Genomic DNA, 16,189 nt, shown 5'->3' with positions numbered 1-16,189 from the left:
AGCACTGCTCACGGCGCAGATAGTACATGTGTTCGATGGTCAGTGAATCATGACTCCGGATTTCCGCCGGTCGGCTCCCCGGTCACTGCGGCGGTAAGCCGCCCGGCGAGCGTTCTGACGGCTTTGCGGAGTTCGGGGCCGCCCTCGACCCGGAACGGCAGCGGGATGGCCGCCAGCCACTCCTGGGCATACATGTCCGGATTTCCCGTGCTGCCGGTGAGGACGCAGCCGCCACCGTCCTGAGTGGACGGTTCCAGTTTGCCCATCGGCGGCCGGATCCAGGGCGCCACCTCGTCCAGCGGGGCATCGAACACGACTCGCGTGCCGAACTCCCAGCCTGTGCCCAGATTCTCTTCCAGTACCGCGACGGCGTCGAGCTCGGCCGGCGGGTCGAAGGAGTGGCCGGTCCGCTCCGCCGCGAGTACCCGGTCGATCCGGTAGGTGCGGAGCGCCCCGGCCCGGTGGGAGTGGCACAGCAGGTACCAGCGCCCGTGCCGGACCACCACAGCCCACGGGTCGACCTCGGCCTGCCACTCCGCGCTTCCGGGCCGGCTCCGGTACGTGATGCGCACTCTCAGCCCGTCCGCGGCCGCCGCGACCAGGGCGCTTGCCGTCGCCGGGTCGGGCCGGGCCGGCTGCCGGTCGGGTGCGGCCGAGGCGTGCCTGCGCAGTGCGGCAGCCTGACGGCCGACACTCTCCGGGAGCGCCTGGATGACCTTGGTCAGCGCGAGCCCGACCAGGTCGGCGGGGTCGATCGCGGCCGGCTGCCCGTCGAGTACCGCCATGACCAGGCCGAGCGCCTCGGCCTCGGTGAACACGACGGGTGGCAGCCGGGCGCCGCGCCGGATCCGGTACCCGCCGTAGGGGCCCCGGCTCGACTCGACCGGCAGGCCGGCCTCCCGCAGGATCTCGACGTACCGCCGCGCGGCCCGCTCGGTGACCCCCAGCCGCTCGCCGAGTTCGCCGGCCGTCACGCCACCCGGCCGGGCCTGGAGGATCTCCAGGGTGCGCAGGGCGCGCGCGGTGGGGCTGGGTGCACCGGCGGTGCTGGCTCGGCTGTTCACGTTCACCAACGTACTCAAGAACCGGAAGCCGATCGTCCGGAACTGGTCCTAGGGTGAGGAGCGTCGGCCTGGTGAACCAGTAGAAAAGGAATGTTTCATGGATATCGTGCTCATCGGCGGCCTGTGGCTGAACGGGACCGTGTGGGACGGCGTCGCCGCCGGGCTCCGCCAGCTCGGCCACCGGCCGGTGCCGGTCACCCTCCCCGGCCAGGGCTCCGGCTCCGCCTCGGCCACCCTGGACGACCAGGTCGCCGCCGTGCTCGCCGCCGTCGACGCCGCCGAGGGCAGGCCGATGGTCGTGGGGCACTCCGCGGCGAGCACCCTGGCCTGGCTGGCCGCCGACGCCCGCCCCGAGCGGGTCGCCAAGGTCGTCCTCATTGGAGGGTTCCCCTCGTCGGACGGCGCGGAGTACGCCAGCTTCTTCGAGGTGCACGACGGCGTGATGCCGTTCCCGGGCTGGGGACCGTTCGAGGGGCCGGACTCCGCCGACCTCGACGAGGAGGCGAAGCAGGCTCTCGCCGCCGCGGCGATCCCCGTACCGGAGAAGGTGGCCAAGGGTGTCGTCCGGCTGTCGGACGAGGGCCGGTTCGGCGTGCCGGTGCTGATGGTCTGCCCCGAGTACAGCCCGGCCGAGGCCCGCGAGTGGGTCACGGCCGGCGACATCCCCGAACTCGCGCGGGCCCAGCAGGTGGAGTACGCCGACATCGACTCCGGCCACTGGCCGATGATCACCCGCCCGGCCGAACTCGCCACCATCCTCGCCGCAGCAGCCTCCTGACATCACTATTCGAGCACTGTTAAGTATCGATGGGGCCTATCCGGGTGCCTGGCGGTCCATCATGGATGATCGTCAATCACCTGGAGGACATGTGAGAAGACTGCCCGCAGCGCTGGCCGCCGTCCTGGCGGCCAGTGTCCTTTCCCCGGCCACGGCGGCAGCCGCGCCGCCCGCTGGTCCAGAGCTGGTCCAGCTCGGGAAGACCGGCCAGACCGTCCGCTATGGACAGACATATCGGGGTGTACCCGTCCTCGGCGCGCAACGCCTGGTGCACGGCGGCGGGAAGGTCACCGACCGCACGGTCACCGGCCTGGCCGTCAGTACCCAGCCCTCGATCGGCGCTGATCAGGCCGCCCGGGTGGCGATGGGTACCGTGACCTCCCCCGAGGCCCGCCGCTCGGCGCGTACCGCCCCGGCGAAGCTCGTCGTCCTGCCCGGAGGGAAGGGCGTGCTGGCCTGGCAGGTCGAGGTCGTGTCCTGGGACGCCGGCCCCGTCCGTTCCACCGTGCACGTGGACGCCCACCGGGGAGTCGTCGTCGCCCAGCAGGCCGGGCGTACCGGCACCTCCCGGACGGGCCGCCCGGGCGCGGCGCTGAGCGTCACGGGCACCCCGGCGGCGGGTACCGGCGTCACGCAGCACGGGGCGGTCGTCCCGCTGGGCCTGACCCAGGAGGCTGGCCAGTACCAGCTGCGCGACACCACCCGCAAGGGCAAGGTCAGCACCTACGACGCCGAAGGCCGGTGGTTCTTCGAGTTCCTCGACGAGCTGCCGGCCGGCACCGGGGTGGCCGTCTCGGACACCCCGGAGGTCAAGGGCCGGGCCACGGAGTCGGGTGCCGTGGACGCCCACTACGGCGCGGCCCAGGTCTACTCCTTCTACGCCGACCGGCTCGGCCGGGACGGCATCGACGGCCAGGGCGGCCCGATGGACTCCGTCGTGGCCGTGAGCGCACCCGGCGGCGAACCCTTCGTCAACGCCTTCTGGAACGGCCGCTACATGGTCTACGGCGGGCTGTCCGACGAGTACTACTCGCTGGCGGCAGGCCTGGACGTGGTGGGCCACGAGATGACCCACGGCGTGATCGAGCGGACCGCGAACCTGGTGTACACCAACCAGTCCGGGGCGATGAACGAGGCGATCGCCGACTACTTCGGCAACGCCATCGACGTGACCGTCTCGGGGACGCCGATGAACCACCCCGACGCCGGACTGCTCGGCGAGCGGACCTGCCGGGCCGGCGCGCCCCGTGAATGCGCCATCCGTGACCTCAACGACGGGCGTACCACCCGCGACTACATCGGCGTGCTCGTCTGGGCGGACAACGGCGGCGTGCACCTCAACTCCACGATCTTCGGCGGCGCGCTGTGGGACCTGCGGGAGAGCATCGACCCGGCTCTCGCCGACCGGATCGTCTACAAGGCACTCACCGAGTACCTGACACCCCTCGCCACCTTCGTCGACGGCCGCCAGGCCGTGCTCTCCGCCGCCGCGGCACTCGGCGCGCCGCTGGCCCCGGTGCACGCGGCCTTCGACGCGCACGGCATCCAGGCGGGTTGGGAGAAGCAGCTCGGCGGGGACGGCACCCCGGTGCTCAAGGACTTCCCCAACATCTACAGCCTGCACCCCAGCGCAGCTCAGGGCCACTTCGTGGTCGCCAAGGCCACCTTCGCCGACCCGTACACGCCGGGGGTCTACACCGGGCGGACCAGCGGCAAGGGTGAGGCTGTCCGGATCACCCCGGAAGGGGAGTACGCGAACGACCCGGCCACCGACGGCAAGACGGCGGTGTGGACGGTCTCCGGCCAGGAGGGCAGCCTGCTGCGCAGCCGTGACCTCGGCGGCGGCCCGGTCCGCGAGGTCTGGTCCCGGCCTGACCACCTGATCGCTCATACAGCGGTCAACGGCGAGCACTACGCCTGGCTGGCGTTCGAGGCCATCCCCGGCGTGAGCGGCTACGACGCGTGGGTGAAGACCGGCGACAGCCAGGCCGTCAACCTCACGCCGGAACCGGACGTGGAAGCCTCAGGCATCACACTGTGCGGGAACTACCTCGGATACGTCGAGTTCTCCGGCGACTCGGCCCGCCCGGTGGTCTACAACATGCGCACCGGCAAGAAGGTCTACATCGATCCGGGCCCCGGCGCCCGGGTGACCGATGTGGCGATCACAGAGGGGTACGTCGTGTTCGGCCGTGACACCAACCGTGACAGCCGGTACGCGCTCAGCAGGGCCCCGGTGAACGGCGGCCCGGTGACCGACATCCTGCCCGAGAGCCCCGAGGCGCCGAGGATCCTGCACGTCGCGGCCACGGACGGCTGGATCACCTTCCAGTCCTTCGAGCGGGCCAAGGCGGGGATCTGGAAGCTCCGGCAGGTCGGCATCACGGGCGGTACCCCCGTGCTGGTGTCCTGCGGCCAGGGCGAACAGGCCGGCTTCACCCCCGGTGAGGGTCGCCAGGTGCTCTGGTACGACGGTTCGGCCGGCCGCACCGACCTGGTGACCAGGAAGGAACCGGCGGCCGGCTGCTGAACCTGCGGGTGCGGCTGTGCCCGGCAGGCCCAGCCGCACCCGCGGTTCAGATCACTCCGACCAGCCGCAGCCCGGGCCGCTGTTGCAGCCCGGAGGTCAGCGGCTCGCCGCCCGGCAGGGTCACCCGGTCGCGGACCGGGCGGCTGGCCGGGCCACGGCCACGGGCCACCACCTCGGCCTCCGCGCCGGTCAGCCGGGTACCGGACGGGCACGCCCAGCGCACCTCGCCGGCCTCAAGGGTCAGGTCGGCGCCCGGCCACCTGCCGTACGGGACGAGCACGCTCCCGCGCTGGCGGGCCCGGGCGGCCAGCTTCCCGGCCAGCCCCGCCGGTACCTGCGCGCCGGTCGCCGTGATCACGATGTCGAAGCCGTCGAGGAGGGCCGCGACGGTTTCCGCCCAGCGGGTACCGGGCTCCGGCACGCAGCCGGTCGAGCGCGACCCCCGACTCCGCCGCTGACAGCGCCCCCAGGGCCGGCATGCCGACGACAGCGCACCAGGACCCGGCGGCCGACGCCGCCCCGACCAGGGCGAAGAGCAGCATGCCCGAGCCGCTGACCGCCACGGTCGAGCCCCGGCGCAGCCCGCCGCCGGGAAGCAGGCCGCTCAGCCCCTCCGGTACGGGAAGCAGCTGGCCGGGCGCCTCGGGGCTCGTCGCGGTGCGGACCAGCCCCATCCTGGTCAGCTCCTGGAGGGCGGCGTTGCGCATGGCACCCTCCAGCCGGCCAGTTGATCTTATCGACCGGATCGTACACCAGTTCGATAAGAATCCAGGCCGTCATGCGCACCCCGGGTGACCCGGCCCGCTCCATGGGCCCAATGACTGCCCGATATCGGCACTCGAAGCCGCCAGGCGCCTGTTCCGGGCATGGCCGTGCCTACAGTGGCTGCCATGTTCGCTCACCCCATCACCGAAGAGACCACCGGTCCGGAGGCCGCAGAGCTGCGCCCGCTGGAGCCATGGCAGGCGGCCGAGTTCCAGGAGCACGTGCGGCGCGCGGTCGGGCACTTCGAGCCCTGGCTGCCCTGGGCCGCCCCGGTGGCCGCCGACCTGGCGGAGGCCGAGGCGTTCCTGCGGAAGTACGCGACGGGGCAGGCCGAGGACATCCGCCGGATCTACGGGATCTGGCTCGGCGGGCGGCTGGCCGGTGGCCTGCTGTTCCGCCGGTTCGAGGTCGCGGCGGGCGTCTGCGAGATCGGTGTGTGGCTGGAGCCGGAGGCCGGCGGCCGTGGCCTGGTCACGAAGGCCGCCCGGGTACTGATCGACTGGGCGCTGCGGGTCCGTGGACTGTCCAGAGTGGAGTGGCAGACCGTGCCGGGCAACGTGGCCAGCCAGGCCGTGGCCAAGCGGCTCGGCATGACCCTCGACGGCACGCTCCGCTCGGCCTTCCCGTACCGGGGCACACGCCACGACGTGCAGGTCTGGTCGCTGCTCCGGGATGAGTTCCCGGAGCAGGGCCTCTAGAGATCCAGCTCTTCCTCGATCCGGCGGAGCTGGTGGCGGGCCATCGCGAGGTTGGCCCGGTTCTTCTGGAGGGCGAGGTAGAGGAACAGCCCGCCGCCGGTGCGGGTCGTGACCGGCCGGATCAGGTGGTACTGGCTGCCCAGCGTGATCAGGATGTCCTCGATGGCGTCCGACAGGTTCAGCATCTCCATCGCGCGCATCTTGGCCCGCACCACGTCGGTGTTGCCGGCGGCGGCGACCGACAGGTCGAGATCCTTGCCGCCGCCGAGCACGCCGAGTGCCATCCCGCTCGTGTAGTCGGCGATGGCCACGCCGATCGCGCCCTCGATGGCCATCGCCTCCTTCAGCGCGCTGTCCATGTCCGCACCAAGGTTCTTCTTCGCTTGCATCTGCCTCGCTCCATCCTTTGTGTACTATTTCCCGGCGGCGATCCGGCCGAGTGCCCGGTCGGCGTGTGCCCGGTCGACGAGCGCCCCGATCCGGGCCGCCGTCGCCCGCGCCTCCAGGTGCAGCAGGCCGATGTTGGCCTGTGGCCCGGTGAGGACGGTCAGCAGCGCGCCCTGCCCTGCCGCGTACACGCCCACGTATCCGTTGGCGGCCCTGGTCACGGTCTCGACGAACTCCCCGCCGCTGAGCGCCGCCGCGAGCTGCTGGCCGAGCGCCAGGTACGCGGCGGACAGCGCGGCGAGCAGGTCGGGCTCCACGCCCCGGGCGTCGTGCGCGATGAGCAGCCCGTCGACGCTGGCCACGGAGCTGCCCACCGCGTCGCGGAACCTCTCGCGGAGCAGCCGCAGTTCCTTGTGCGCCTCGTTCTGAACGTCCATCGGCAGTTTCCTCCTGGGTCGTGCCCACCAGCGGAACTTCATCCGGCTCCCCGGCCCGTCTCCTGCGTCGCGCCCGCTGGCCTCATAACCGGATCAGTGCCTGCCGGATGCGCAGCAGCACGTCGACGCTGGGCTCCTCCGGCGGGCCGGGCGGGGCCGGCGGCAGGAACTCCCTCGGCAGGTTGCGGCCGGGCTCCCGCCGGTGCCGCCCGCGGCCGGTACCGCCGGGTGCCGGGGGGAGGCTGCGGACCAGGCCGCGGACCTGCCGGCTGCACAGCGCCAGGTTGCTGGTCCGGCGGTCGAGCCAGACGTAGAGCGCGTAGTGCGCGTGCTGGCTGGGTACACAGTGGAACAGGTGGTAACCCTCCCGGCAGGTGACCACGATCTCCTCGAAGGTCCCGCCGCGCTGGCCCGGCTGGCCGACCAGACCGGAGACTCCGGCCGCCGTGCTGGCCTGGCTGGTGCCCGGGGTGGAGCCGATCGCCACGACCGGCTGGCCGGCCAGGTAGTCGACCAGGCTCACTCCCCGGGCACCCGGGACCGCCATGACCTGGGTGAGCAGGTCGTCGATGTGGTGCACCCCAGGAAACTTACAGCTTGTACCGCGCCCATATTGGACATTCCATTGTCGGTAAATCGACGTGCAATCCATGTATAGGAATTGCGTTTATCATCAGGCGATAAACGTGGCGGAGACGGCATTCGCAAATGCTTCCGGATTATCCAGCATAATGTTGTGCCCGCTGTCGGCGACAGCCCGCACGCGTACTCCGGACGCGACGAGTTCCGCCTCACCGGGCAGTGCGCCGTCCTCCGCCGGGTAGACAAACGCGCGGGGAATGGTCAGGTTGCGCAGCCGGTCGCGGACTCCGGTTTTCGTCAGGCTGACCGCGCTGCGGTACAGGGCCACGGGGGCTGCCAGCCGCATGGTCGAGGCCCAGTGCTCGCCGACCCGGGCGAGGGTCTCGCCGATGCCGTGGGCGAGGAAGTCCGCCTCGGTGTACGTGGCGATGCCGGAGGAGCCCGGGACGAGCACCGGCGTGATCGGGTCGAGGCTGGAGTCGACGACGACGAGGCCCGCCACGACGTCCGGGTGCCGGTCGGCGAGCACGACGGCCATCGTGCCGCCCATGCTGTGCGCGACGATCTCGGCGGGGCCCGCGCCCGCCGCCCGGATCGCGCTGGCCACCCAGCCGGCGTGGTCCTCCATCGTGTACCCGGCATCGGCCGGCCGGTCACTGATCCCGAAGCCGAGCAGGTCCATCAGCAGGCTCCGCCGCCCGGCGAGGGCCGGATGGGTGAGGACGCCGGCGTAGTACGGGGCCGAGCTGGCGCCCAGCCCGTGCAGGTAGACCCTGGCCGGCCCCGGCGCGCCCTCGTGCAGCTCCGCCCACCTGATCCGGGAGCCGTCCGGCCTGACCTGTGCGCTGCGCATCGCTATACCTCCGTCTCGTGATACCTCGAAGTCTAGGTATCTCGGGTTGAAGGTATCACTATGCTGAGGGCATGCTCCAGTTCGCGATCCTCGGATTTCTCTACGACGAGGCACTGCACGGCTATGACCTGCGTAAACGGATCGCTGCCCTGACCGGGCACATCCGGCCGATCGCCGACGGCACGCTCTACCCGGCGATCCGGAAGCTGGCCGACGCCGGGCTGCTCAGCCGGGAACTCCAGCCCGGCCAGGTCGCGGCGCCCCGGCAGATGCTCAGCCTGACCGAGTCGGGGCGCGCGGATCTCCTCGCCAGGCTCCGCGAGCCGGACGAGCTGTTCGTCACCGACGAGAACCGGTGGTTCTGCGTGCTGGCCTTCCTGCGGTACCTCGACGGCGACCCGGAGGCGCAGGTGGCGGTACTGCGCCGCCGGCTGGACTTCCTCACCCAGCCGGCCAGCTTCTTCTACGACGGCGACCGGCCACTGCGCGCGGCCGACTTCGACGACCCCTTCCGCCAGGGACTGTTCACCATCGCCACGGCCACCTCGCGCACCGAGCTGCGCTGGCTCCGCGAGACGATCACAGCGCTGGGCGGCTGATCTAGGCGGCTGAGGCTTCCTCGACAGTGGCGTAGACCGGCATCGCGCCGGTCACTCCGGAGGCCTCCAGCACCCTGGCGACCCACGGCTGCGGCCGGGCCAGCCGGACGGCGCCACCGGACGCCCACAGCCTGCGGGCCGCCGCGACCAGCACGCCCACACCGGTCGAGTCACAGAAGGACACCCCGGCCAGGTCGATCACCGCCAGCCCGCCGGGCGCGCTGGCCACCAGCGCGATGAACTCGCCTTCCTGCGCCCCGCGTACCGCGAGGTCCAGCTCCCCGGCCAGGGCGAGCACCCGGCAGCCCCCGTGGTCGGTCACTGCGAAGCGCAGGCCGTCGCTGTGGGCGCCGGCCTGCGTCCCGGTGTCGTACATGGATCAGGTTCCGTCCTCGATCGTCGTCCGGGCCGTCTGCTGCCCGCTGGGTGGTGGCGGCGGCGCGCTGCCCGTCGTGCTGCCCGTGACCACCACACGCCGGCGTGACCGCCAGAAGTAGAAGGTGAGCAGCAGGCCCGCACCGCCGACCAGCATCAGGATGACGCCGATCGTATCGATGCTCAACCAGCCAGCGTCGTCGGCGTTCACGCCGAACGTGAGAATCGCCCCGATCGCGATCAGGAACAAGCTGGCACCAATGCCCATGACCAACCCCCTTTCGTCCTCTCCGGATACCCGGGCACAGCGGCGGCCAAACGCCACCGGGTGCGCATGAGGCGGATTCGCCTTCTACAGGTGCAATGAACGACACTACGGCGGCTTCAAGCGAATGCGAGATCCTGTTTACCGGCTGCATGTCCGGCGTGTGCCTGAAACCGCTGGCTCCGGTCACCCCCTGTCGCGAACCTCAGGGCCAGATGACTTCAGGGGGGTCAGGGTGAGCCTTGCGCGCTTCGTTTTCCTCGCTGTGTCTGTCGAACGCCCTGACGAGACGCTGGCAGAGGGAGTGGCGTGGATGCTGATCTCGCCGAACAACCGGCCACTGGGCCGGAGCTGGGCGCTGTATCCCGGTTACACCGCCGCGACTGAGGCCGTCGGGGCGCTGCGCACGGGATTCGGCGAGATCAAGGTGTCGCCGTCGCTGGCGAACGACCAGGGCCAGTGGAACTGGCGGATCGACCTGCGCGGCGAGCCGGTGGCCGGGGCGACCCGCTCCTACCTGCGGATCAGGGAGTGCGCCTACAACCTGGAGTGCTTCCTGACCGCGGTGCCGGTGGCCAGGGTCGTGGCCGGTGCCCGTGCCGTCCGGGGTGGCCGGTGGCGGGGCGGCGACGCGGCGAAGGCGCTGCGGTGACCGAGAACATCGGGCCCGCCGACCGCGCGTACCGGGGGGTGCTGCGTGCCACCGGGCTGACGGTGCTGGTCGTCATGGGCCTGGTCGGGCTGTTCCTCGGTTTCCGGGCGGCCCAGGCGCTGCGGGTGGCCGGGTGGGGGTTCCTCACCACCGAGGCGTGGGAGCCCGACGCGAAGGTGTTCGGGATCGCGACGGTGCTGACCGGTACGTTGCTGATCGCCGCGGTCGCGATCCTGATCGCCGTGCCGATGGCGACCGGCACGGCGCTGTACATCTCGGAGTACACCAGCGGCTGGTGGAAGAAGCTCCTGATCACGCTGGTCGACCTGATGGCCGCCGTGCCGAGTGTCGTGTACGGGCTGTGGGGCTTCTTCCTGCTCCAGGGGCACGTGATCGGCCTGTCGCGCTGGATCTCGGACTACTTCGGCTGGATACCGTTCCTGGCCGTCGAGGGCGTGGACCCCTCGGACCCGCTGGCCAGCGAGACGGTGTACACCTCCTCGACCTTCATCGCCGGCCTCGTCGTCGCCATGATGATCACGCCGGTGATCTGCTCGGTGATGCGCGAGGTGTTCGCGCAGGCCCCGGCCGGCGAACGGGAGGGGGCCTACGCGCTCGGCGCCACCCGCTGGGGCATGATCCGCGCCGTCGTCCTGCCCTACGGCCGGGGCGGCATGATCGGCGGCACGATGCTCGGCCTGGGCCGCGCGCTCGGCGAGACGATCGCCGTGTACCTGATCATCTCCCCGGCGGTCGAGATCCAGCCCCTGATCCTCCAGAACGGGGCGAACTCGGTGTCGGCGCTGATCGCGCTGCGGTACGGCGAGTCGACGCCCTTCGCGACCTCCGCGCTGATGGCGGCCGGGCTGTCGCTGTTCGTCCTCACCCTGATCGTCAACTTCGTCGCCTCGTCCTTCATCGCCCGGAGCCGGTCGGGAGCAGCCAGTGACGCCTGAACGCCGTACACCAGCCGGGCGGCGGGTGCTGGGGGAGAGCCGGCTGAGCGACAAGCTGGCCACCCTCGGGGCCGCGGCCGCCGCGCTGTCCTTCACCGCGCTGCTCTACACCCAGCTCACGCCGTTCAACGGGGTGTTCGGCTTCGTGGTGATCGCGTGGCTGTCGTTCCTCGGCTTCTACGCGCTGCTGGTGTCCTTCGACGAGGACGGCCCGGCGGTCCGTGACCGGGTGGCAGCCGCCGTCGTGCGCAGCATGGGCCTGCTGCTGATCGGGGTACTCGCGGTCATCGTCGTCTACACCGTCGCCAGGGGCTGGAAAGCCTTGGGGCACAAGAACTTCCTCTTCGAGGACATGAAGCTCGCCGGGCCGCGTGACCCGCTGACGGTCGGCGGCATCCGGCACGCGATCATCGGCACCCTGGAGCAGATCGGCCTGGCCCTGGTCGTCACGGTGCCGCTCGGCCTGGGCTGCGCGGTGTTCCTCAACGAGATCCGGGGCCGGTTCAGCCGGTTCGTGCGGACGATCGCGGAGGCGATGACGGCGCTGCCGTCCATTGTGGCCGGTCTCTTCGTGTACGCGATGCTCATCATGGGCCTCGGCTTCGGGAAGTCCGGCTTCGCGGCCTCGGTCGCGCTCGGCGTCATGATGCTGCCGATCATCATCCGGGCGGCGGACGTGGTGCTCCGGCTGGTACCGGGGACGCTCAAGGAGGCTTCGCTGGCGCTCGGGGCCTCGCGCTGGCGTACCGCGTGGCACGTCGTGCTGCCCACCGCCCGCTCCGGCCTGACGACGGCGGTGATCCTGGGTACCGCGCGCGGGGTCGGCGAGACCTCTCCGGTGCTGCTCACGGCCGGCTTCACCGCCGTCACCAACGCGAATCCGTTCAGCGGCCCGCAGGTCTCGCTGCCGTTGCAGACCTTCGAGGCCGTCAAGTCACCGATGCCGGACATGATCGCCCGTGGTTTCGGTACCGCGGCGGTGCTCATGGTGCTCGTCGTCGTGCTGTTCGTGCTGGCGCGGCTGGCCGGCGGGCGGGCTCCCGGCCGGCTGACCGCCCGCCAGCAGCGCCGGCGGATGCGGGCCTCGGCCCGGGATGTCCTGCGGTTCCAAGGAAGGCGGAGATGAAGCGTTTCCTGGCAAGCCTGCTCGTGCTGGCGGCGGTGCTGGTGGCAGCGCCGTCGCCGGCGCACGCGAAGGGCTTCGTGCCGATCAGCGGTGCCGGGTCGACCTGGAGTTTCAACGCGCTCGACGACTGGCGGCGCAACGTCGCCCAGTTCGGCATCACGGTGAACTTCGCGGCCAGTGGTTCCACCGACGGCCGTAACCAGTTCCGTGAGGGCAAGGTGGACTTCGCGGTCTCGGAGATCCCCTACGGCATGACGGATCCCGGGGCCGGCGGTGACCCGCCGCCGCCGAACCGTGAGCTGGCCTACATGCCGATCGTGGCCGGTGGCACCGCGTTCATGTACAACCTGAAGATCGGCGGGCAGCGGGTGACGAACCTGCGGCTGTCCGGCGAGAACGTCACGAAGATCTTCACCGGGGTGATCACCTCCTGGGACGACCCGGCGATCAAGGAGGACAACCCCCAGCTGGCCCTGCCCAAGCGGGACATCATCCCGGTGTTCCGCTCCGACGGCTCGGGCACGTCGGCCCAGTTCACGCTGTGGATGAGCAAGCAGCACCCCCAGCTGTGGTCGAGCTTCTGCACGAAGGTGGGCCGCCCGGCGACCTGCGGCATGACCTCGCAGTACCCGAAGTACGGCAAGGCCGTCGGGCAGGGCGGCTCGCTCGGCGTGGCCGGCTACGTCTCGCAGAACCACGCCGAGGGCGCGATCACCTACGTGGAGTACTCCTACGCGATCAACCAGAACTTCCCGGTCGCCAAGGTGCTGAACAAGAGCAGGTACTACGTCGAGCCGACCGCCGACGCCGTGGCCGTCGCGCTGACCAACGCCGAGATCAACACGGATCTCACCCAGAAGCTCGACAACGTGTACAACAGCCCGGACGAGCGCGCGTACCCGCTGTCGTCCTACTCCTACATGATCCTTCCACTGAGGACCGGGCAGGGCGGGCTCACCGAGGACAAGGGCTACACGCTCTCGGAGTTCAGCTACTACTTCCTCTGCGAGGGCCAGCGCCAGGTCGGCGAGCTCGGCTACTCCCCGCTGCCGATCAACCTGGTCCGCGCGGGCCTCACGCAGGTCGCCCGGGTGCCGGGAGCCGAGCAGAACAAGGTCACCGACATCTCCAAGTGCAACAACCCGACGTTCTCCAAGGAGGGCGTCAACACGCTCGTGGCGACCGCTCCGAAGCCGCCGCCCTGTGACGCTTTCGGCAAGACGCAGTGCGAGACCGGTACCGGCGGGCTCAAGAAGACGAAGACGGTGCTGACCAAGCCGCAGGGGACCGTGGGCGGACGGGCAGGGGGAACGGGCACCACCGGGGGGACGGGGGGCTCCGGCGCAGGTACAAACCCTCAGGCGACGGGCACGGCAGGACCCGGCGGCACGGGAGCCGGCGGTGACGGCGCAGTGGCTGGCGGATCTGGTGACGGCAGCGGCGGTGATGCGGGCGCGATCCCGGTGGCTCTCGCCGCCGACACCGGATGGCGGCTGCGGCACACGCTGATGGTGTTGCTCGGCCTGCTGCTGGTCATGGTCGTCGTCGGCCCGCCGCTGATCTCCAAGCGGCTCGGGCGCGGCGGGGGTGAAGCCGGATGAGGGGCAGACGGCGTGCGCTGGTCGCGGTGCTGACCCTGGGTCTGCTGTTCAACGGCCCGCCGCCGGCGGCGGCGGAGACCCCGCACGTGTGGGAGATCGACAAGCTCACCGACTCCGCCGTGATCACCAAGGGCCCGAAGACCACACTGGACGACTACTCGGGGATGGAGTTCACGGTCTCCCAGACCAAGGGCCTGACCAACCAGAGCATCGCGATCACCTGGACCGGCGGCAGGCCGACCCCGGAGGACGGCTTCGGAACCAACTTCGTCCAGATCATGCAGTGCTGGGGTGAGGACCCTGCGGCAGCGGACTTCCGGGAGACCTGCCAGTTCGGCTCGGGGCTGGAGGCCGCCGGCTACAAGCCCGGTGCCTACACGGCCCACCGCGACATCTACCCCGATCCGCTGGAGACCACCGGCCGCAAGATCGTGGCTTTCAAGTCCGTGCTCGGCCAGCGCACCCCCGACGGCCGCCCCGGAGACCCGCTGCCGGAACGCCCGGGTGGCGGCGGGCAGATCGACTCGGTGGACGTGCTCGCGCCCTACTTCGACAAGCACAAGACCAACGAGATCTCCTACGCCCTGACCACCGGCGCGAGGACCGGCCGGGCGATCTTCGAGGTGCAGACGGCCGTGCAGGCCCCGCACCTCGGCTGCGGCAAGGTACGCACCGACGGCACGCCACGGCACTGCTGGCTCGTGATCGTGCCACGCGGTGAGCACGACGCCGACGGCACGGCGCAGGACGGCTCCAACGGGCAGGTCGACGGCTCGCCGCTGTCGGAGACGTTCTGGAAGGCGCGGATCGCGGTCAAGCTGGAGTTCGACCCGGTCGGCGTGTTCTGCCCGCTGGGCAGGGCCGAGCGGCGGCTGGTCGGCACGGAGATGATCGCCGACGCCATCACCTCGTGGCAGCCCTCGCTGTGCATGAACAACGGGCCGGTGTTCGGCTACTCGCAGGCCGGTGACTTCGAGGCCCTGCGGCAGCTGCGCAGCCACGCCAGCACCGCGCCCGGCCTGGCCTTCACCGCCGAGCCCGCCGTGCCGGCCGAGGACCAGGCCCCGGTCCTGCACGCGCCGGTCGCGGTGTCGGGGGTCGTGATCGCGTTCAACGTGGACGCCCGGCTCACCTCGCCAGGCCCGGAACAGGGCACCGCCGTGCGGGAACTCAAGCTCACGCCCCGGCTGGTGGCGAAGATGCTCACCCACTCCTACAAGCGGGACGTGCCCGGCGGGTTGCAGGGCGAGCAGGAGCACGTGAAGAACAACTTCCGCAGTATCCGGCACGACAAGGAGTTCTCCGACCTCAACCGGATCGTGCAGGGCTTCTACCCCAACCACGCGCCCGACGGGCTGATCGTCTCGATCGGCAACAGCGCGGCGGCGCGCGAGGTGTGGCGGTGGATCCTGGCCGACAAGGACGCGGTCGACTGGCTCAAGGGCTCTGCGGACGGCACGATGGTCGTCAACTCATTCTACAGTGGACTGACGGCCGAGGGCCCGCCGTCCAGCTACCCGAAGGCCGACCCCTCCTGCTACCCGAAGCCCAAGCCCGTCCCCGACCCGGCCGACCCGCCGCCCTACTGCATGCAGGACTACCGGCCGTACGTCAACACCATGCGGGAAGGCGCGCTCCAGACCCTGCGCGGCGACGCCAGGTCCAAGAGCGTGTGGGATCCCAGCAAGACGCCGCCTGCCTACGTGGGTGACCCGCCGCAGCCTGCCGGGCAGCGGTTCACGATGACCATCACGGACACCGCCTCGGCAGCCCGCTACGGTTTGTACCCGGCCAGCCTCCGCAACCGGGCCGGCGAGTTCGTCGCCCCGACCCCGCAGGCGATGGACCTCGGCTACGCCGCGATGGTGAACTCCTCCGTGCCGGGCGTGCTCGTGCCCGACCCGCAGAAGGCCGCACCGGGCGCGTACCCGCTGACGATGGTCACCTACGCCGCGATCGACACCAGCGAGCCAGCCGCCGCCCGCCAGGACTACGCCCGCCTGCTGCGCTACGCCGCCGGCCCCGGGCAGATCACCGGCAAGAAGCGCGGCGAGCTGCCTGCCGGGTTCGTACCGCTGCGCGCCGACGCCCGGGCCGCGGCCGTGGCGACGGCCGAGAAGCTGGAGAAGTGGGTCGACCCCGTCGAGCCTGCCGAGCCGGACCCACCGGCAGCCGGCCCGGTACCCGTTACCGGCGGCGGGGGAGCTGTGGCCGGCCCGCCCGACCGTGGCGTCCCGGTACCGACCGCGAAGCCAGCACCATCCGGCCCGAGCGCCGCACCGTCCACATCGGGCGGTCCCGTGCCGGTAGCCAGGGCCACGCCAGGCTCCCACCTGGGATTCCTGCGCTGGGTCTGGGCGGTGACCGTCCTGGCCGGCCTGCTGTCGGCCTCCCTCGGCCCGGCGCTGCTCCGGCTCACCAGGCGGGCCCCGGCCCGGTGAACGGAGGGCCGGCGAATTCATCCGGCCTACATGTTGGCGAAGCGGCCAGACCATGAGCCGCCGAAACGATGAGCCCGGTT

18 protein-coding genes are annotated in these 16,189 nt (G+C 71.1%); 10 read left to right on the top strand and 8 right to left on the bottom strand.

The features are described from left to right. Positions 1 to 47 precede the first annotated feature (47 nt). The gene (locus A3G1_RS0107420; RefSeq protein ID WP_026211886.1) at positions 48 to 1,064 is read right to left on the bottom strand and encodes a helix-turn-helix transcriptional regulator; all 1,017 of its coding nucleotides are present in this window, start codon (positions 1,062 to 1,064) and stop codon (positions 48 to 50) included. Positions 1,065 to 1,161: 97 nt separating this feature from the next. Here A3G1_RS0107420 and A3G1_RS0107415 point away from each other — a divergent pair, with 97 nt between their 5' ends. Then, on the top strand, positions 1,162 to 1,842 hold the full coding sequence (locus A3G1_RS0107415; protein WP_018348839.1) for an alpha/beta fold hydrolase: 681 nt from the start codon (positions 1,162 to 1,164) through the stop codon (positions 1,840 to 1,842). A gap of 91 nt (positions 1,843 to 1,933) precedes the next feature. After that, the gene (locus A3G1_RS0107410) at positions 1,934 to 4,372 is read left to right on the top strand and encodes a M4 family metallopeptidase (RefSeq protein ID WP_018348838.1); all 2,439 of its coding nucleotides are present in this window, start codon (positions 1,934 to 1,936) and stop codon (positions 4,370 to 4,372) included. A 46-nt stretch (positions 4,373 to 4,418) separates the two neighbouring features. Here A3G1_RS0107410 and A3G1_RS42295 read toward each other — a convergent pair whose 3' ends face one another. After that, the gene (locus A3G1_RS42295) at positions 4,419 to 4,793 is read right to left on the bottom strand and encodes a hypothetical protein (protein ID WP_018348837.1); all 375 of its coding nucleotides are present in this window, start codon (positions 4,791 to 4,793) and stop codon (positions 4,419 to 4,421) included. Between the two features lie 56 nt (positions 4,794 to 4,849). Here A3G1_RS42295 and A3G1_RS42290 point away from each other — a divergent pair, with 56 nt between their 5' ends. Together A3G1_RS42290 and A3G1_RS0107400 are read left to right on the top strand one after the other, a co-directional pair. Further along, positions 4,850 to 5,167: a hypothetical protein gene (locus tag A3G1_RS42290; protein ID WP_169437546.1), complete on the top strand. Its 318-nt coding sequence runs from the start codon at positions 4,850 to 4,852 to the stop codon at positions 5,165 to 5,167. Between the two features lie 95 nt (positions 5,168 to 5,262). Continuing rightward, positions 5,263 to 5,835 carry a GNAT family N-acetyltransferase gene (locus A3G1_RS0107400; protein ID WP_018348836.1) on the top strand — a complete coding sequence of 191 codons (573 nt, stop codon included), beginning with the start codon at positions 5,263 to 5,265 and terminating at the stop codon, positions 5,833 to 5,835. Here A3G1_RS0107400 and A3G1_RS0107395 read toward each other — a convergent pair. The 4 genes from A3G1_RS0107395 to A3G1_RS0107380 form a co-directional block, all read right to left on the bottom strand. Further along, a complete protein-coding gene (locus A3G1_RS0107395) occupies positions 5,832 to 6,224 on the bottom strand; it encodes a hypothetical protein (RefSeq protein ID WP_018348835.1) in 393 nt (130 codons plus the stop codon). The genes A3G1_RS0107400 and A3G1_RS0107395 overlap by 4 nt on opposite strands. A 24-nt stretch (positions 6,225 to 6,248) precedes the next feature. Further along, entirely contained in the window at positions 6,249 to 6,659 is a 411-nt protein-coding gene (locus A3G1_RS33710) for a roadblock/LC7 domain-containing protein (protein ID WP_018348834.1), read from the bottom strand. 82 nt (positions 6,660 to 6,741) lie between these two features. Further along, positions 6,742 to 7,239, bottom strand: coding sequence for a roadblock/LC7 domain-containing protein (locus A3G1_RS0107385; protein ID WP_018348833.1), 498 nt, complete (start codon positions 7,237 to 7,239; stop codon positions 6,742 to 6,744). A gap of 93 nt (positions 7,240 to 7,332) precedes the next feature. Further along, positions 7,333 to 8,094, bottom strand: a complete 762-nt coding sequence (locus A3G1_RS0107380) for an alpha/beta fold hydrolase (RefSeq protein WP_018348832.1) — start codon at positions 8,092 to 8,094, stop codon at positions 7,333 to 7,335. 71 nt (positions 8,095 to 8,165) lie between these two features. Here A3G1_RS0107380 and A3G1_RS0107370 point away from each other — a divergent pair, with 71 nt between their 5' ends. Next, entirely contained in the window at positions 8,166 to 8,693 is a 528-nt protein-coding gene (locus A3G1_RS0107370; protein WP_018348831.1) for a PadR family transcriptional regulator, read from the top strand. Position 8,694: 1 nt separating this feature from the next. Here the strand turns inward: A3G1_RS0107370 and A3G1_RS0107365 are convergent, their stop codons facing one another. Together A3G1_RS0107365 and A3G1_RS33705 are read right to left on the bottom strand one after the other, a co-directional pair. Further along, the gene (locus tag A3G1_RS0107365) at positions 8,695 to 9,069 is read right to left on the bottom strand and encodes an STAS domain-containing protein (protein WP_018348830.1); all 375 of its coding nucleotides are present in this window, start codon (positions 9,067 to 9,069) and stop codon (positions 8,695 to 8,697) included. A 3-nt stretch (positions 9,070 to 9,072) separates the two neighbouring features. Further along, positions 9,073 to 9,336, bottom strand: a complete 264-nt coding sequence (locus A3G1_RS33705) for a hypothetical protein (RefSeq protein ID WP_018348829.1) — start codon at positions 9,334 to 9,336, stop codon at positions 9,073 to 9,075. Positions 9,337 to 9,568: 232 nt separating this feature from the next. Between A3G1_RS33705 and A3G1_RS0107355 the strand changes: the two genes are divergently transcribed. Genes A3G1_RS0107355 through A3G1_RS0107335 form a run of 5 tightly spaced genes read left to right on the top strand, consistent with a single transcriptional unit; the run spans position 9,569 to position 16,109 of the window. Next, positions 9,569 to 9,985, top strand: a complete 417-nt coding sequence (locus tag A3G1_RS0107355) for a hypothetical protein (RefSeq protein WP_157640967.1) — start codon at positions 9,569 to 9,571, stop codon at positions 9,983 to 9,985. After that, positions 9,982 to 10,941 carry a phosphate ABC transporter permease subunit PstC gene (gene pstC / locus A3G1_RS0107350; protein ID WP_018348827.1) on the top strand — a complete coding sequence of 320 codons (960 nt, stop codon included), beginning with the start codon at positions 9,982 to 9,984 and terminating at the stop codon, positions 10,939 to 10,941. Before A3G1_RS0107355 ends, pstC begins: the two co-directional genes overlap by 4 nt. Beyond that, positions 10,931 to 12,067: a phosphate ABC transporter permease PstA gene (gene pstA, locus A3G1_RS0107345; RefSeq protein WP_040477676.1), complete on the top strand. Its 1,137-nt coding sequence runs from the start codon at positions 10,931 to 10,933 to the stop codon at positions 12,065 to 12,067. The genes pstC and pstA overlap by 11 nt, the downstream gene beginning before the upstream one ends. After that, a complete protein-coding gene (locus A3G1_RS0107340; RefSeq protein WP_018348825.1) occupies positions 12,064 to 13,668 on the top strand; it encodes a phosphate ABC transporter substrate-binding protein PstS in 1,605 nt (534 codons plus the stop codon). Before pstA ends, A3G1_RS0107340 begins: the two co-directional genes overlap by 4 nt. Next, positions 13,665 to 16,109 (top strand): hypothetical protein, encoded by a 2,445-nt coding sequence (locus A3G1_RS0107335; protein WP_157640965.1) that lies wholly within the window; start codon positions 13,665 to 13,667, stop codon positions 16,107 to 16,109. The genes A3G1_RS0107340 and A3G1_RS0107335 overlap by 4 nt, the downstream gene beginning before the upstream one ends. The last annotated feature ends 80 nt before the right edge of the window (positions 16,110 to 16,189 follow it).

The sequence above is a fragment of the Longispora albida DSM 44784 genome, assembly GCF_000379825.1.
In the GTDB taxonomy this organism is placed as follows: Bacteria; Actinomycetota; Actinomycetes; order Mycobacteriales; family Micromonosporaceae; genus Longispora; species Longispora albida.
Note: the sequence above shows the minus strand (reverse complement) of the source record. Positions and strands in the feature narration are given on the sequence as shown.

Excerpts from the sequence above, each read along its gene's own strand:
- A3G1_RS0107400 (WP_018348836.1), top strand. The coding sequence starts at position 5,263 with ATGTTCGCTCACCCCATCACCGAAGAGACCACCGGTCCGGAGGCCGCA.
- A3G1_RS0107370 (WP_018348831.1), top strand. The coding sequence starts at position 8,166 with ATGCTCCAGTTCGCGATCCTCGGATTTCTCTACGACGAGGCACTGCAC.
- A3G1_RS33705 (WP_018348829.1), bottom strand. The coding sequence starts at position 9,336 with ATGGGCATTGGTGCCAGCTTGTTCCTGATCGCGATCGGGGCGATTCTC.
- A3G1_RS42290 (WP_169437546.1), top strand. The coding sequence starts at position 4,850 with ATGCCGACGACAGCGCACCAGGACCCGGCGGCCGACGCCGCCCCGACC.
- A3G1_RS0107335 (WP_157640965.1), top strand. The coding sequence starts at position 13,665 with ATGAGGGGCAGACGGCGTGCGCTGGTCGCGGTGCTGACCCTGGGTCTG.
- A3G1_RS33710 (WP_018348834.1), bottom strand. The coding sequence starts at position 6,659 with ATGGACGTTCAGAACGAGGCGCACAAGGAACTGCGGCTGCTCCGCGAG.
- A3G1_RS0107365 (WP_018348830.1), bottom strand. The coding sequence starts at position 9,069 with ATGTACGACACCGGGACGCAGGCCGGCGCCCACAGCGACGGCCTGCGC.
- A3G1_RS0107415 (WP_018348839.1), top strand. The coding sequence starts at position 1,162 with ATGGATATCGTGCTCATCGGCGGCCTGTGGCTGAACGGGACCGTGTGG.
- A3G1_RS0107395 (WP_018348835.1), bottom strand. The coding sequence starts at position 6,224 with ATGCAAGCGAAGAAGAACCTTGGTGCGGACATGGACAGCGCGCTGAAG.
- A3G1_RS0107380 (WP_018348832.1), bottom strand. The coding sequence starts at position 8,094 with ATGCGCAGCGCACAGGTCAGGCCGGACGGCTCCCGGATCAGGTGGGCG.
- A3G1_RS0107340 (WP_018348825.1), top strand. The coding sequence starts at position 12,064 with ATGAAGCGTTTCCTGGCAAGCCTGCTCGTGCTGGCGGCGGTGCTGGTG.